This window comes from Chryseolinea serpens, assembly GCF_900129725.1.
Taxonomy (GTDB): Bacteria; Bacteroidota; Bacteroidia; order Cytophagales; family Cyclobacteriaceae; genus Chryseolinea; species Chryseolinea serpens.
On the sequence record NZ_FQWQ01000001.1, the window covers coordinates 1,256,538 to 1,271,084 of the forward strand.

At 50.7% G+C, this 14,547-nt stretch carries 14 protein-coding genes; 6 read left to right on the plus strand and 8 right to left on the minus strand.

Annotation, left to right across the window (positions count from 1 at the left end; all coding sequences use genetic code 11):
• Nucleotides 1-60: 60 nt before the first annotated feature.
• The 3 genes from BUB30_RS04915 to BUB30_RS04925 all read left to right on the plus strand — a co-directional run bounded on the left by BUB30_RS04915 (nucleotide 61) and on the right by BUB30_RS04925 (nucleotide 2,735).
• The gene (locus tag BUB30_RS04915) at nucleotides 61-1,119 is read left to right on the plus strand and encodes a formylglycine-generating enzyme family protein (protein WP_073131598.1); all 1,059 of its coding nucleotides are present in this window, start codon (nucleotides 61-63) and stop codon (nucleotides 1,117-1,119) included.
• Nucleotides 1,120-1,355: 236 nt separating this feature from the next.
• Nucleotides 1,356-2,156, plus strand: a complete 801-nt coding sequence (locus tag BUB30_RS04920; protein ID WP_178377027.1) for an AraC family transcriptional regulator — start codon at nucleotides 1,356-1,358, stop codon at nucleotides 2,154-2,156.
• Nucleotides 2,157-2,216: 60 nt separating this feature from the next.
• A complete protein-coding gene (locus BUB30_RS04925) occupies nucleotides 2,217-2,735 on the plus strand; it encodes a hypothetical protein (RefSeq protein ID WP_143164765.1) in 519 nt (172 codons plus the stop codon).
• Between the two features lie 28 nt (nucleotides 2,736-2,763).
• On the opposite strand, the gene BUB30_RS04930 is transcribed toward BUB30_RS04925, so the two are convergent.
• A complete protein-coding gene (locus BUB30_RS04930) occupies nucleotides 2,764-3,603 on the minus strand; it encodes an arsenite methyltransferase (RefSeq protein ID WP_073131604.1) in 840 nt (279 codons plus the stop codon).
• Nucleotides 3,604-3,669: 66 nt separating this feature from the next.
• Complete coding sequence (locus BUB30_RS04935) at nucleotides 3,670-3,996, minus strand: ArsR/SmtB family transcription factor (RefSeq protein ID WP_073131606.1); 327 nt, start codon at nucleotides 3,994-3,996, stop codon at nucleotides 3,670-3,672.
• 521 nt (nucleotides 3,997-4,517) lie between these two features.
• On the opposite strand from BUB30_RS04935, the gene BUB30_RS04940 reads away from it, so the two are divergent.
• Complete coding sequence (locus BUB30_RS04940) at nucleotides 4,518-5,015, plus strand: DinB family protein (RefSeq protein ID WP_073131608.1); 498 nt, start codon at nucleotides 4,518-4,520, stop codon at nucleotides 5,013-5,015.
• Between the two features lie 154 nt (nucleotides 5,016-5,169).
• On the opposite strand, the gene BUB30_RS04945 is transcribed toward BUB30_RS04940, so the two are convergent.
• From BUB30_RS04945 to BUB30_RS04965, 5 genes are all read right to left on the minus strand, one after another.
• Nucleotides 5,170-5,622: a hypothetical protein gene (locus tag BUB30_RS04945; protein ID WP_073131610.1), complete on the minus strand. Its 453-nt coding sequence runs from the start codon at nucleotides 5,620-5,622 to the stop codon at nucleotides 5,170-5,172.
• Nucleotides 5,623-5,805: 183 nt separating this feature from the next.
• A complete protein-coding gene (locus BUB30_RS04950) occupies nucleotides 5,806-7,410 on the minus strand; it encodes a DUF6377 domain-containing protein (protein WP_073131612.1) in 1,605 nt (534 codons plus the stop codon).
• 142 nt (nucleotides 7,411-7,552) lie between these two features.
• Nucleotides 7,553-9,736, minus strand: coding sequence for a catalase (locus tag BUB30_RS04955; protein ID WP_073131613.1), 2,184 nt, complete (start codon nucleotides 9,734-9,736; stop codon nucleotides 7,553-7,555).
• Nucleotides 9,737-9,897: 161 nt separating this feature from the next.
• Entirely contained in the window at nucleotides 9,898-10,077 is a 180-nt protein-coding gene (locus tag BUB30_RS04960; protein WP_143164766.1) for a hypothetical protein, read from the minus strand.
• Nucleotides 10,078-10,191: 114 nt separating this feature from the next.
• Nucleotides 10,192-10,728 carry a YciE/YciF ferroxidase family protein gene (locus BUB30_RS04965; RefSeq protein WP_073131617.1) on the minus strand — a complete coding sequence of 179 codons (537 nt, stop codon included), beginning with the start codon at nucleotides 10,726-10,728 and terminating at the stop codon, nucleotides 10,192-10,194.
• A gap of 851 nt (nucleotides 10,729-11,579) precedes the next feature.
• On the opposite strand from BUB30_RS04965, the gene BUB30_RS04970 reads away from it, so the two are divergent.
• On the plus strand, nucleotides 11,580-13,736 hold the full coding sequence (locus tag BUB30_RS04970; protein WP_073131618.1) for a tetratricopeptide repeat-containing sensor histidine kinase: 2,157 nt from the start codon (nucleotides 11,580-11,582) through the stop codon (nucleotides 13,734-13,736).
• A gap of 22 nt (nucleotides 13,737-13,758) precedes the next feature.
• Here the strand turns inward: BUB30_RS04970 and BUB30_RS04975 are convergent, their stop codons facing one another.
• Nucleotides 13,759-13,977 (minus strand): hypothetical protein, encoded by a 219-nt coding sequence (locus BUB30_RS04975; RefSeq protein ID WP_073131620.1) that lies wholly within the window; start codon nucleotides 13,975-13,977, stop codon nucleotides 13,759-13,761.
• Between the two features lie 290 nt (nucleotides 13,978-14,267).
• Between BUB30_RS04975 and BUB30_RS04980 the strand changes: the two genes are divergently transcribed.
• Complete coding sequence (locus BUB30_RS04980; protein ID WP_073131622.1) at nucleotides 14,268-14,546, plus strand: DUF6496 domain-containing protein; 279 nt, start codon at nucleotides 14,268-14,270, stop codon at nucleotides 14,544-14,546.
• Nucleotide 14,547: the final 1 nt, after the last annotated feature.

Genomic DNA, 14,547 nt, shown 5'->3' on the forward strand with positions numbered 1-14,547 from the left:
TATGTTTACTTCAGGCTTGGATTTTTTTGTAACTTTCCTTCACACGCAATCTCCATCATCATGAAACATTTTTCGGGAAGAGCAGGCCTGGCCATCGGCAGTTTAGTTTTGGTTTGTGGATGTCATTCCGGGAAGTCAACCGAAGATCGTGCAAGCGCCGACGAGGCAAAAGCACGACCCGGCATGGTATGGATCCCCGGCGGGGAGTTCATCATGGGCACCGACGACCCTGAATCCTACGAAACGGAACGCCCGGCACATACGGTGCAAGTGAGCGGGTTTTGGATGGACGAGACCGAGGTGACCAACGCACAGTTCAAAGCTTTTACCGATGCCACAAAATACGTGACCGTCGCCGAACGCAAGCCCGATTGGGAGGAACTAAAAAAGCAAGTACCGCCCGGCGTATCAAAGCCCCCGGATAGCCTCCTCGTTGCCGGTTCACTCACGTTTAAAAAACCTTCTGAACCTGTTGTGGAGTACGACTATTCACTGTGGTGGAAGTGGCAACCCGGCGCAGACTGGCGTCACCCCGAGGGAAAGGGCAGCGACCTGGAGGGACGGTGGAATCACCCCGTAGTGCACGTGGCCTACGAAGACGCCATGGCCTACTGCCGATGGGCACACAAGCGCCTGCCCACGGAAGCTGAGTGGGAGTTTGCTTCGCGCGGTGGCAAACAACAAGAGCGCTACAGTTGGGGCACCGAGGTGACGCCCAATGGCAAGTTCATGGCCAATACCTACCAGGGCAGCTTCCCGGTGACCAATACCAAGGAAGACGGCTTTGAAAGCACGTCGCCCGTGAAAAGCTTCCCTCCCAACCCTTATGGACTCTACGACATCATCGGCAATGTGTGGGAATGGACCAATGACTGGTACGATGTGAATTATTACAAAACCCTGGCGTCGGCGAAGGTGACTGTGAATCCACGCGGGCCGGCGAAGTGTTATGATCCCCAGGAGCCCTATGCACAGAAGCGCGTGAGCCGCGGGGGCTCGTTCCTGTGTGCCTCCACCTATTGTGTTAACTACCGGCCCAGCGCACGGCAAGGGACCGCCTTCGATTCGGGGTCGTCGAATATTGGGTTTAGGTGTGTGGCAGATGCTGCGGCGCAATAATTCGCACGCGGCACACGCTTAAATTCATTTGATCAAATCCATTTAAACTACGTTAGCGTGTCAGGATCAGCATCGTTTCTGTGGACGACGCCAGTTCTGATAAATTGATTTGAAATTGCGATTCGTGGTTTCTGATCCAAAGACCTTACTTTTGTTTCGTAGTCTTTATGATTCACCATAACCTGCCTGCGCCAGACATAAACACGGTTGCTTCCCAGGAAGCCTTAAAGAATCATGTGTACTTCTCAACAATCCATGGCAACTATCATCACCCGGCACACGAAACACCCTACCTGCTGATCGCCAATTTTCGCGAGTCTGGACAGTATGTTCTAAACGACCGCAAAGTAACGGCCTCGGATCATCATTTTTATATGCTGAATCCGGGTGATCAACTGGAAATCGATTTAAGAAAAAAACATGCTTTACACACCTTTCTTGTCGCGTTTGATGAGGTCTTTGTGAAGGATGCATTTCAAGTGGCCACCCGTTCCGCGGATGCGTTGCTGGATGTTGCGCCGGAAGAAGCATCGGCTGCGCCATCCCTACCGATGGTGCCTTTTTTGATGAATGATAACATCAGCCATTCACTTTATTCCCTCCTACAGTCGTCGCAAGACGATGAAATACTGGCCGAAATTTTACTGGCCTTTTTTCCATTGCTCCGTGACACCCGGAACCAATTGGAAAATCTAAAAGCCGCAAAGCATTCTACCCGCGAAGAAATTTACCGGCGGATTATTGTGGCCGAAGAATTCATGCGCGAGCATCTCTCGGAAACCGTTTCGCTCGACCAGATGGCTGCCGCGGCCTGTCTGAACCGGTTTCATTTTCTAAAACTCTTTAAGGAAATGAGGCATACCACGCCCCATCAGTATCTGACAAAACTAAGACTGGACCAGGCCTACCAGCAATTGAAAACTGGGAGCACTTCCGTTTCGGAGGTCTGTTATGCGGTTGGATTTCAAAGTCCCGCATCGTTCAGCCATCTTTTCAAAAGAGCCTATGGATGTGCGCCCTCGGCATTGCTGAAATAGAAAAACCAATTTTCGATACGTGGTTCTTTCATCCCCTCGCTAGTTTGGGGCATGAAAAAAATGATCACCCTTTTTAGCGCAGCCACCCTGTTGGGTTCCTGCGATCAACCCTTAAGAGAGCCGGGATTCGTTTCCGAGCAGATCACAAAAAACGCCACTATCATCATCGATGGCCAACCCGACCAAATCTTTCCTTTGTTTGGCGCTTTCGAAGAAAAGAAATGGGCGGAAGGCTGGCAACCGGTTTTGCTCTATCCCGACACCGAGACCATTCACGAGGGAACAACCTTTGTGACCCCAGGCCACGGTCATGGCGAGAAAAAATTTACCTGGATCGTTACGCGGTATGACAACCAACAGTATATCATTCAATATCTCGTCTATACCGAAAATCGGCATTGGATCATCACGGTTACTTGCAGCCCGCACCATGAAAGTCAAACCGCTGCCAGCATCACCTATGCGTACATCGGGCACAATGCCTTGGGGAATGAAATCAACGAGGCCATGCTCAAGAAAATGTATGCGCATGACTTGCACGATTGGGAGGACGCCATCCATTACTATCTGGCAAAATAATGGCACCCGTCGTTCACGTATTCACGGATCAGGCGCAGCATCCGGGAGCGCAGCAGCTCGCGGGTTTTTCGGCGTAGACGGTGATGCTGAAGATGCCTTGGTCTGACGCATTAAATACAGTTGCCTCTTCAGCTGTGAGATAATCTTTCAAGATCTCTGCGGGCAAGACAATGCGTTTTTCTTTTTGAATGGTGATGTTGGTGAAGCCCGCCTTCTCGATGATGCTCATGTACTCGTGCTTTTGAATGGCGCCCGACACACACCCGGCATACATCTCGGCACTTTGCTGCAGGCCCTGGGGAAGCTCGCCGGTCAATACGATATCGGACACGCTAAAGTGTCCTCCTTTTTTCAGGATACGGAAGGTTTCGGCAAAGGCTTTCTGTTTATCGGGCACGAGGTTGAGGACACAATTGCTCACGACAACGTCGGCCACCTCGGCGGCCAGCGGCATGTTCTCGATATCGCCCTGCCGGAACTCGACGTTGGTGAACCCAAGCTTTCCGGCATTGACCCGTGCCTTCCCGATCATTTTTTCTGTAAAATCAATGCCGATGATTTTTCCCGTCTCGCCCGCTATGGCTCGCGCTACAAACGCATCGTTGCCCGCACCCGATCCCAGGTCAACGACAGTATCCCCCGCCTTGATCCCGGCAAACTCCGTCGGCAAGCCGCAACCTAATCCAAGATCCGCTTCGGCCACATAGCCTTGCAGTGCCGCATAGTCGTCGGCCATTACCGCGTAGTCCACGGTAGAGCATCCGCAGGTTGCCCCACAACAGCTTGATTCATTTTGCGCTTTGCTTTGTTCGGCAATCTGGCCGTACTTTTCTTTTACGATTTCCTTTTGTTGTTCGGATGTTTTCATGGCATGGGTGTTTAAGGTTTTATCCTGTTTATCGTAATATTACGATTGATACAGACAAAAAAATAGTCAGCAGCAACCGGGCTCTTTATAGCTGTCAAATAATTTATCGAGTTGGGCCTTGGCCTTGCTCCAGGTCTTTTCATCTATACAATAGCAAACGCTTGGCCCCTCGATGTCGCCTTTGATCAGCCCTGCATTCTTCAGTTCTTTGAGATGTTGCGATACGGTGGATTGCGACAGCGGAAGTTCCTCCACAATATCGCCACAGACACACGACTTTGTTTTGATCAGGAATTGAAGAATAGCAATACGCGCCGGGTGCCCCAAGGCCTTGGCCAACACCGCCATCTCATTCTGCGCCTTTGTAAATTCTTCGGTCTTCGTTAATCCCATAGGCTATATATCGTAATATTACGATATAAGGTTCGGATTTGCCAGCGTTATTTTTTTAACGCGGCTATTGTGACGGGCAAGAGGGACTACTTGGCCCTGGCCTTTAATTATAAATGAATTGGCGCTGCGGACAGGACTAAGGCCCGGATGAGTGAGATGTGGTTGTCCCTGGTCTAAAGACCTATCTTTCAAGAGAAATATGAATAACCCCGGACTTCAGTCCGGGGAACACAGCAACATCTAGTTACGGGCTTTAGCCCTGACCACGCCGATGATTGGGCAGATAGCGATACATACAGAGGGAAAGTCAGGGCTAAAGCCCGTCATAGGTGTCTCTACCCCGGACTAAAGTGCTGGGTTACATAAACAAGAGCCTTTCAGTAGGGCTATTCTAAAAAGCCAGAGTTACTCTTCATATCGAACAAAATTTTTCTCTTTTTTTCAGTAATCTTGTTTCCATGCTGACATAGGGCTGTCACCCCGTCTCCGTTACTTTACTTCAGAAACAAAACAAAACTCTTATGGAAACAACAACCCTTCAGACTCAATCGGCGGTTATTAGCATCCCGGCTTTTCTCGAACATTGGCAAGGCCACCGCGCCCTTACGCGGCGCACCATCCTGGCTTTCCCGGAGGACAAGCTGTTTACCTATTCTGTGGGGGGTATGCGCCCATTTTCGGAACTGGCGTTGGAGATGATCCAGTTGACCGGCGGCGGCATCAAAGGCATCGTTTCGGGCAAATGGGACAACTATGAAGCGCAGAGTGAAAGATACAAGGCCACGACACGTGCAGAGCTGCTGGCCCTTTGGGATGCCGTGACCGAAGATCTGAACCGGTTCTGGCCCCAGGTAACGTCCGAAAGACTCCTGGAAATCGACAAAGCTTTTGGCGCCTGGGAAGGCCCCGTACATTGGATCACATTCTATTTTGTTGACAATGAGATCCATCACCGCGCGCAGGGCTATGTCTATCTCCGTTCACTGGGCATCGAGCCGCCGCATTTCTGGGAACGGTAGTCGCTCTTTCCGAACCAACCTCATGCCAACCCGCCGGTTTCTTTTACCCGGCGGGTTTTGGCTTGAAGGTATATGCGGGGTTGGCTTAAAAATGTGCTACAACGAATGCCGTGTTGGCGCAAACGCTGTGGGACAACGTTGCGTCCGGCATTTTTTATTCCGTGTCTGTCTTCCAGTTTTCAATCTTTGAATTGCCCCGCAACGAGTAGTTGAGCAACAGGGGTTTGCCTTCGTACCGCACCAGCGCATCCTCATCCAAACTCAGCAGTTCGATGGTGCGGGTGCGCCCCAGGGTGACGATCGATTTGCCGCGGGCAGATTCGCACCACACACTTTGGGTAGTGAGGTCGCTGAGGTCGATGACGCAGTTCCCCTCCACGCGTTTGATCATGAGTTTTTTGCAAACGCCTTTAAAAACGATCATGCCGTCGCCGGCAATTTCCATTTCAACGGTGTTCCTGCCGCAATAAATAAGACCCGAGAGGTTGAAGTTGCCCCGGGCTACCAGGGATGCGTCGCCGTAGTTTCCAATCACAATCGAGTCGTTTGTAAAGTCGCCGATGAATTCAATCCTCCGGCCTTTTTGTCTGGGTAATACTTTCGGCATACGGTTAGGGGTTGGGTTAGTGGTTGCGTTGTATGATCAAATGACGTCTCCCCTTTTCCCATTATCAACTTGTATGGAAAGAATATAGAAAAATCTTGCCCCCTGACGGAAGTAAAGAAATGACTGTCAATAAATTGAATGATTGTCCGTCACAAAAAAATATGAATGCTTTATGGCCGTTTTCTAGGCGGTCGCCTGGATCTCCATGATTTTCCGGTCGAATTCATCGTTGGGAAGGATGGATTTGTTCCGGACTTTGGTCTTGTAGGCGTAGATGGTGTTGACCGAATAGTCCATGATCCGGGCAATGTCGTCGGTGTCGGTGATGCCCATGCGGATGAGCGCAAAGATTCGCAACTCGGTGTTGAGCAGTTGGCCCTCCTTGGTGACAAACTGATCTTCTTTGTGGAAATATGAATTGAAGGTCTTTACAAAATCGGGGAACAGCTTCAGGAACACCTTGTCAAAGCTGTGGTAGAGCTCCTCCCGGTCGCGCCGGGCGTTGATGTTGTTGACGATGAATTTGATGTCGTCGTACTTTTTATGGGTCAGCTTTTGGTCGACCGACCGTTTGAGCGATTCCATCTTTTCAAGGTACTCGGAGTTGACCGAGAAGGAATAGCCGATGTATTCCTCCTTGATCCTATTGGCTTCAGTGAGTTGGCGGTTGGTCTCCTGCAGGGTATTGTTGGCTTCCTTGATCTGGAGCTCGGCGGCCTTCAGTTTCCGGAGCTGGCGGAGGCTGACGTAGGCAAACAATCCCAACATCGCAAACAAGACCGACAACCCCACGCCATAGCCCAACCAGAGCCTGCGCTGCGATTCGGATTGGGTCAACGCGGCCGAGGCCACCATCGGCAGAATGGACCCTATTTCCACCATGCGTTGGCGCGCACCGTAGAATTCGGCGTCATCCAAGGCCTGTTGAATGAACACATAGGCATCGGCCACATCCCCCCGGTCATAGAGCAGCCGCGCCACCGTATAGGTGGCGGCCGTTTCTTTGGTGGCGGCGCGAACGTCGCATAGGGCCGACATCAGCAGGCAGCGGAGATTCTTTTCCTCCTGGTTCACACCGCGGTAGGCGGCCGCCAGGTCATAGTAGTTTACCGCCCGCTGCGGGTTTGTCAGGGTTTGCGTGCGGAAAAGTTCTTCGATGGTGTCGATCACCTTCTGGTAGTTGTGGATCTGCCCGTTTTTCACGGCCGTGACATAGTAATGCTGGTAGGATTTGGCTGGACACCATTGCAGGGCCGAATCGAAATAGTGTTGCGAAAGGTTGATGTAGTAGGCGTCGTACAGGTTGCCCTTATTGTATATGTTCAGGTCGGAATAGGCTTTGCCCACCAGCCAATAATAATTGGCCTTGGTGGAGTCGTCCAGGTAGCGAGGCTCCACCACGTTGAGGGAGTCGAAGGTCTCCTTGAACATGCCCGACGAGTTGAGGATGAAGCTCAGCTTCACCCGGGCGTAGCCAAGCCGCGACTTGTCCTTGAGCTTGCCGGCGGTTTCGATGAGACGGGTAGCATATTTAAAAGCGGAATCGTTGATGAATACTTTGTATTGGTGATAGAGCCCATTATAGAGCTCGAACTGTTCGGGCAGCGTCAGCCTACTCACATGCGCCAATGACTGGCGAAGGTTCGCAATGGCGTTGAGCTTGTGCTGGACGTAAACTTCTTTTTGGGCAATCTCTTTTTTCAGAACAGCAATGAGGCTGTCGTTGCTTTGCGCGGAAACGCTTTGCGCAACGCAAAATAACAGCGCAACCAGCCGGAGACTCTTCATGGATTTTCTTGGGACAACTGGGGAGACAAGGTAGCGTTTGGAGGATTAACCACAAAGTTGCAAAGACGCAAAGTTAACTGCAGCGGTGCTTTTGCCTCGCATACACTTCCCCTTGCGCCTTTGCGGCCCGGCGGCTAAAATTCTAGGCGGGTACCTTCCGTATTTTTTCCCGTTCCCAAAAACGATGTTGCGCGATGGCGTCTATGAATGGCTTCGCCAACCGTGCTGTATCGGCCTGTATGAACAGGCCTGCGGACGAGGCGCTGTCTTTCGATTTGCCATCCGGCAACGCCGCGCCAAAATAAGTCGCCTTTAGCAACGGCCTTGCGTCTTCGCTGGCGGCTATGGCTTTGCAATGTTTGTAGGCTTCGTTCAAAAAATGAACGGCATCGGGCTCGCCGGCCAATGTCTTGATGCTCACCGCTCCGCCAGGAACATAAACGGCATCATAAAAAACAGAGGCGCCGGTGAGGAACGATTTTTTAATGTTGAAAGCTGTCTTGTTGCTGGCGTTCACTTCCCCTAATCGCGGTGCGATCAGTTCCACTACAGCACCTCCAGATTCCAGCGCCTTTTTCATCGACGTCACCGTGGCAGCATCAACGCCGTCGGCTACGAGGAAGGCGACCTTTCGCGTGGCAATGGAATTCTTGATGGTGCCGGCCATGCTCAATGCTTGGGAGACGGGCAATCCACTCTCCTTCACCACCGACTTGTAACGGTTGGGCGACCCGTCGGCGGGCACGCTGTGGTTCATCGGTTTCTCGGGAGCCTTCGGCACAGGCATTCCCAGACCCGTGGCGACCTGCTGGGCAAGATCCCGGTCGACCTGGGATAGCAATCCCAGCATGCGCTGGCGTATGGCGAGGGTCTCTACTTTTCCCAACTCAAAACGCAAGGCATCGATGATGTGATTTTTTTCGGGCTCCGACTGGCTGTTGAAAAAAAGTTTAGCCTGACTAAAATGGTCCATGAAGCTGCTGCTACGTTCGCGCACTTTTTTTGCATCGATGCGTTGGGCAAAGGAGCTGAATCCCCCCTGGTCCATTTTGGCTTGGAAAGGACAGCCGCCGCCAAGAGAGTTAGGCTCATAGCTGACTTGACCTTTATTGATGGTTTGTCGCATGAAACCGTCGCGCTGGTTATTGTGCACCGGTGCCACGGGACGGTTGATGGGTATTTCGTGAAAGTTTGGTCCGCCGAGGCGGATCAATTGCGTGTCGGTATAGGAAAACAGCCTACCCTGCATAAGCGGGTCGTTCGTGAAGTCGATGCCGGGCACAATGTTGCCCACATGGAAAGCCACTTGTTCTGTTTCAGAAAAGAAGTTATCGGGGTTCCGGTTGAGGGTGAGTTTTCCCACGCGCTGCACGGGCACAATTTCTTCCGGTATTAATTTTGTCGGATCGAGCAGGTCGAACTCAAAGGCATGTTCATCTTTTTCAGGAACAATCTGCACCCCCAGCTCCCACTCGGGAAAGTTGCCGCTTTCAATGGCTTCATAGAGATCGCGGCGGTGGAAATCGGGATCGCGACCCGATATATTGAGGGCCTCATCCCAGGCCACCGAGTGTACGCCCAGCAGCGGCTTCCAATGGAATTTGACGAAACAGGATTTTCCCTCGTCGTTCACCAAACGGAACGTGTGTACACCAAAGCCTTCCATCATGCGGAGACTGCGGGGAATGGCGCGATCGCTCATGACCCACATGACCATGTGCATGGCTTCGGGCATGAGTGAAATAAAATCCCAGAAGGTGTCGTGCGCCGAAGCCGCTTGGGGAATTTCGTTGTGCGGCTCGGGTTTTACGGCATGGATGAGATCGGGAAATTTCATGGCATCCTGGATAAAGAAAACGGGCATATTGTTTCCGACAATATCGAAGTTACCTTCCTCTGTATACAACTTTACGGCAAAGCCACGCACATCGCGCGCCAGGTCAGAAGAACCGCGCGATCCTGCCACGGTGGAGAAGCGGACAAATACAGGGGTTTCCGTTTTTGTATCGTTCAAAAATTTTGCTTTTGTGAACTGTGCCAACGGCTTATACACTTTGAACACGCCGTGCGCGGCCGATCCACGGGCATGCACTACGCGCTCCGGTATGCGTTCGTGATCGAAATGCGTGATCTTCTCGCGCAAAATAAAATCTTCCAGCAGGGACGGACCCCGATCGCCTGACTTCAGTGAATTTTGATTGTCGTTGATGCGAACGCCTTGGTTGGTGGTCAGAAATTCGTCTTTACCGTCTTCGGTATCGGGCTTAAGATTTTCGATTTTCTTATTAATATTTTTATTGCGGGTTTCTTTGCGAGGAAGAGCCATAATGTTTTTTGGGAGATTGACGGATTTATTTAAAAGATCAAAGACGACGGTTATTTAAAAGATTAAAGACAACCACTATTTAAAAGATTAAAAGACAACCACTGTTTAAGATTAAAGACAGCTACTATTTAAAGGACTAAAGACAACCATAGACACGCCACTCAGAAATATTGAGCGGCCGGATCCCATTTCTTTTTCAACGACTTCTTGGGTGTGGGTGATGGCGGCGGCGCGGCGGTCTTGCGGGCTTTCGGGGCCACGCGCGATACCGGTTTTGCCAAGGCCATGTTCTTGTTCCCAGCGGCTTTGTTTTCGGAGGTCGATTTTTCCTTCGTTTTCATAACTATTTCTGGTTGTTGTTTTTTAGCAAACGATCCGGCGAAATGCAATGCCCCGTGGCGTTCCGAAAAAATTTAACGGATGCTCCACGCGGGGCCATAAAACAAAAGCAAAGATCATCGTTCGGCGGCTTCGAAATTGATGGCCGACATGGCCAGCTCCGACAGTCTGTTGTCGGCGGCGCGTTCCTCGTCGAGGTTTTCCTGCAATAAACGCACGGCCCGATCTAATCCGAGGGTGCTGGCGAAGGTGCGCAGGGTGCCATACGAGGCCATTTCATAATGCTCTACTTTCTGGACGGCCGAGATGATGCCGGCATCGCGCACCGGTCCAACTTCGGTATGGCTCATGATCTCGTCGGCTTCGCGGATAAGACCGGCCATCGCCTCGCATTTTTTGGTTTTGGGCTCTTTCCCCAGCATCCGGAAAACACTTTCCAGACGCACGACATGGTCTTCCGTTTCGGTGAGGTTGTCTTCCAGCACCTTGTACAACTCATCGGAGGTGACATTGCGCAACAGTTTTGGCAATGCCCTGACAAGCGCCTTCTCGGCCCAGTAAATGTCCTTCAATTCGTCTTCAAAAAGTCTTTCAAGTTTGGAATTATGGTCGGAGATAGTTTCCCGTTGCGGAAGAGGCATTGTCTTTTTCATATGTGAAACAGGTTTTCGGGAACCCCTGGCGAAATTCATGCCTGAGAATAACCTGCGCCTGGACGCCTTAAAAAAACTTTTGCCAAAACGCCGTGAGGATGAATGTCAACAAACGTATACATTGTCCACAATCTCTGGCCATAGTTAACCCGTGCCAGACATCTCCTATCGTGCCACCAATGGGGATAGGTCCCCGGGAAAAACGGTCAAGGTGGAGCGCCCCACCTCCGTGCCAATCCGGTAGAAGCGCTATTAGCAATGGCGTTCATTAACAAGCGTGGAGTTTTTTCCCCTGAGGGTAGAATAAACGAAACACTTCCACACTGTTGCACACAATCATCCTAAGTCCATATGAAGTCCTTCGTGTGTTTTTCATATTGGCACGATGGTTGGCCTCTCATGGTCGTCGGGCTTTTACTCCCAGGAAGTAAAAAAGGCGTCGTATCACGGCGTCAAACGCAACCTGGAGAACATAAGCAAGAGGTAATACTCAGCGGATGAAAGGTCCCGATGCTAAGAGGCTGCTCTCACTACATGCTAGTGACCGCAGCCTCTTTCCTTTTACTCACTAGCACCGAGCATCTTTCCTCGAAAAGCTCTACCCCTGTCGTCAAACCATCCCGGGTTCGTTTGAATGTTCTCCTCCGCCGGTTGCATCCCCTGAGTCTGACTTGCCATGGATTGACTTTGGTTTTTGGTTTACCTGGCGAAAAAAAATTACACTCTTCTAAAAAAACATCTTCCGTTCGTCTTGCGTAACGGCAGTTTCAGCGGTGTCTTTACATCACAAAAAAATTGGATTTGATAGGCGAAGATGCTAAGTTAGACAACGCTCACCATCCCTCTGGTACATGACCCCGCTTCGAACACTCGTCCTAATCCTGCTCTTTCTTTCTTTTTTTTCCTGGGTAACGCCGGCCGCAGCACAAGATGTGGGAGAAGACGTCTTGAAGAGAAAGTTTGCCGTGCTGAAGAATGACAGTCTCGAAACCTATTTAGATTCCCTTTACCGGCATGCCCTGGCCCTGCCCTTCGAGGAAAGTATCCTGCACGGCCAGGCCGTCTTGCTGGCGGCCAAACAAATGGGGACACCGGATATCGTCGTCAGAACGACATCTGCCCTGGGCCAGCTTTACTTCGAGAAAGGCAGTATAAAGGAAGCTTTCGGGAACTTCAATGCGGCCTATGCCCTCGCGCAATCCTGTTCCAAATCAACCCGTGGATGGATGGCCCTGCACATCAGTTATTTCTATAAAGCCATCAACTTGCTCCCGGAAGCACAGGAAAAAATACAAGAGGCCGCTATTTTATTTCATGCCGTGGGCGACCAAAAGCGATTGTTCCGCAGCAACTATTTTCTATCCATCATTTACTATATCGAGAACGATTATCCCCGGTCGATCGACCAATCCAAAGTAGCGATCGAAAATTTCAAGACCATAAAAAAACCGGAAAAGCAAGACTCGGCCGAATTCATCAGTGCGCACAACACGGCAGGACTTTGTTACGTCTATACCAATAGTCTCGACGCATCGCTCGAATGGTACAACAAAGCAGAGCAGTTGGCCATCGACTTTCACAGTCCGGTATGGCTTGGCATTATCCGGTGGAGTAAAGCAAACCTCTATATCAAGTTAAAGCGCTATCCGGAAGCCCTGGAACAAATCAAGTTCGGATACCGGGCAGCGATGAACTACCACCAGCTCTCCGACGCTTGCCATACGGCCGCGACCGTGGCCCGTGTGCTGACCCTGATGAAGCGCTACCCCGAAGCCAAGGTCTATCTCGATTCGGCAAAAATCCTCTTACCCCACAGCATAGACGACAACGTGAGGCTCTACTACTGGCAAGCCAGCGCCGATCTTTCCAATGCGGAGGGAAAATATAAAAACGCTGTATTCGCCTTGCAAAAACTCAACGCCATACGCGATTCACTTTTTGTGGGAAAGGAAAAGGCCAACTTCGAACGCGATGCGATCCGGCAGGAAATGGAATGGAGGGATGCGGAAATAAACTTGTTAAAGGCCCGGAACGAAATCTTTGCCCTCGAAGTGGCCCGCAGCAAATTCCAACGCAACGTGCTGATTGCGTCCATCGTTACCTTCATCGTCTTGTTGGTCATTATTTATGCCGCCTACCAAAACAAGAAGTCATCGCATCGCGCGCTCATGGCCAAAAATGAAGTGATCGAACGGCATCAGAAGGAATTGACACAGTCGATCGAAAATCTAAAAATAGCCCAGGAGCATCTCGTGCAGTCCGAAAAAATGGTTTCGCTGGGGGTGCTCACGGCAGGCATTGCCCATGAGATCAACAATCCCCTCAATTTTATCTCAGGCGGTGTTGAAGCGCTGACCAGCGAAATAGACGATCTGCACAAAGCCGCCGCCAATCCCGCGGCATTGCAAAAGAATTTTAACGAAGCAGAAGAAAATATCCGTGACATTCTCACCACCATTGGCAATGGTGTGCAGCGGACGAATAAGATCATCATGAACCTGCTCTTTTTCTCGTCGCCTCAAACGCGCGGCATGGAAATGATCGATGTGCACGAAACACTGGAAGCCGCGCTCACCATTCTCAACAGCAAGCTAAAAGAAAGTAATATCCACGTCATCAAAAATTACAAGACCTTGCCTCCGGTCTTGGCCAGTGCGGTACAGTTGAGCCAGGTTTTTCTGAATATCATCGACAATGCCGTTTATGCTATGAGTACGGTCGAGGGGCCGCGGAATCTGATTATTTCTACGGCACAACACGGTGATGTTATTAAAATCAGTATCTCCGACAATGGTCCCGGCGTCCCCCCTAGCCTGCAACGGAAAATCATGGATCCTTTTTTCACGACAAAAGAAGTCGGCAAAGGCACTGGTCTTGGCTTGTCGATAAGCTTAGGAATAATCAACAACCACAAAGGCTCCTTGCACGTGGTGAGTGAAGATGGCAAGGGTGCCGAATTTATCACCTACCTGCCTGTGAATGGCAGCGTGGGGAAAGAGTCAAAATAGCAGGGCGTCAATCATCGACGCCTCAGTTGTTGCTGGTCAACACCGCATAAAACACCTCCACCCGTCGCAGATAATGATATCGTTTGAGCTGCTTCAGGTTTGGACGGTACATGGGACTGGCATAGGGGAACACGAAAAAGTTGCTATCCATTATCCATTCCGTGACGTCGCCGGCAAGCATTTTGGGTGTGATGTTTTCGGGATACTGTGTCAGCGTCACCAAGAGATTTATTTTTTTCATGATGGTTTCATCGTTTGACTATCTCTGGTCATTCAAAAATCATACAGGAATGGTGGACCGGCAAAGCTGCTTCAGCAGACTCAAGGGAGAGCATAACCAATGCAGGTGTAGAGATTCCTTCTGATACGTGAAAAAAATTCCACTCTACGGACAGATCACCGGCGTCTGTTCTGAACACTACAAAATACCCCGGCGTTGAAAAAGCGAGGTAATGTTTGCCATTGAATTGCTCTTTGCAAGGGACTGGCATTCTTTTTTCACACCCTTATCAAAATCAAACACAATAACTCATGGCAAAATATGGAAAGAAAGCTCAGCGCAAGGTGGAGCGCGCCATGCATGAGCGCAAGACGGGGGAGCTAAGAAGTGGGCGCAGTGGAAAAAAGGTAACGAGCCGTAAACAAGCCATCGCCATCGGTCTGTCCGAAGCACGCAAGGCCGGCGCCAAGGTTCCTAAAAAAGCAGCAAAACCATCCAGGACCACTGCGAAACGAACGGGCCGTCCGGCGAAAAAGCGCGCGAGAAAAACGGCAAAAAGAAGTATGCGAAAAACGGCACGCAAGTCTTGAT

What these genes read in the sequence shown, in the direction of transcription:
- BUB30_RS04915 (WP_073131598.1), top strand. Translation starts at nt 61, where the DNA reads ATGAAACATTTTTCGGGAAGAGCAGGCCTGGCCATCGGCAGTTTAGTT.
- BUB30_RS04925 (WP_143164765.1), top strand. Translation starts at nt 2,217, where the DNA reads ATGATCACCCTTTTTAGCGCAGCCACCCTGTTGGGTTCCTGCGATCAA.
- BUB30_RS04930 (WP_073131604.1), bottom strand. Translation starts at nt 3,603, where the DNA reads ATGAAAACATCCGAACAACAAAAGGAAATCGTAAAAGAAAAGTACGGC.
- BUB30_RS04935 (WP_073131606.1), bottom strand. Translation starts at nt 3,996, where the DNA reads ATGGGATTAACGAAGACCGAAGAATTTACAAAGGCGCAGAATGAGATG.
- BUB30_RS04940 (WP_073131608.1), top strand. Translation starts at nt 4,518, where the DNA reads ATGGAAACAACAACCCTTCAGACTCAATCGGCGGTTATTAGCATCCCG.
- BUB30_RS04945 (WP_073131610.1), bottom strand. Translation starts at nt 5,622, where the DNA reads ATGCCGAAAGTATTACCCAGACAAAAAGGCCGGAGGATTGAATTCATC.
- BUB30_RS04950 (WP_073131612.1), bottom strand. Translation starts at nt 7,410, where the DNA reads ATGAAGAGTCTCCGGCTGGTTGCGCTGTTATTTTGCGTTGCGCAAAGC.
- BUB30_RS04955 (WP_073131613.1), bottom strand. Translation starts at nt 9,736, where the DNA reads ATGGCTCTTCCTCGCAAAGAAACCCGCAATAAAAATATTAATAAGAAA.
- BUB30_RS04960 (WP_143164766.1), bottom strand. Translation starts at nt 10,077, where the DNA reads ATGAAAACGAAGGAAAAATCGACCTCCGAAAACAAAGCCGCTGGGAAC.
- BUB30_RS04965 (WP_073131617.1), bottom strand. Translation starts at nt 10,728, where the DNA reads ATGAAAAAGACAATGCCTCTTCCGCAACGGGAAACTATCTCCGACCAT.
- BUB30_RS04970 (WP_073131618.1), top strand. Translation starts at nt 11,580, where the DNA reads ATGACCCCGCTTCGAACACTCGTCCTAATCCTGCTCTTTCTTTCTTTT.
- BUB30_RS04975 (WP_073131620.1), bottom strand. Translation starts at nt 13,977, where the DNA reads ATGAAAAAAATAAATCTCTTGGTGACGCTGACACAGTATCCCGAAAAC.
- BUB30_RS04980 (WP_073131622.1), top strand. Translation starts at nt 14,268, where the DNA reads ATGGCAAAATATGGAAAGAAAGCTCAGCGCAAGGTGGAGCGCGCCATG.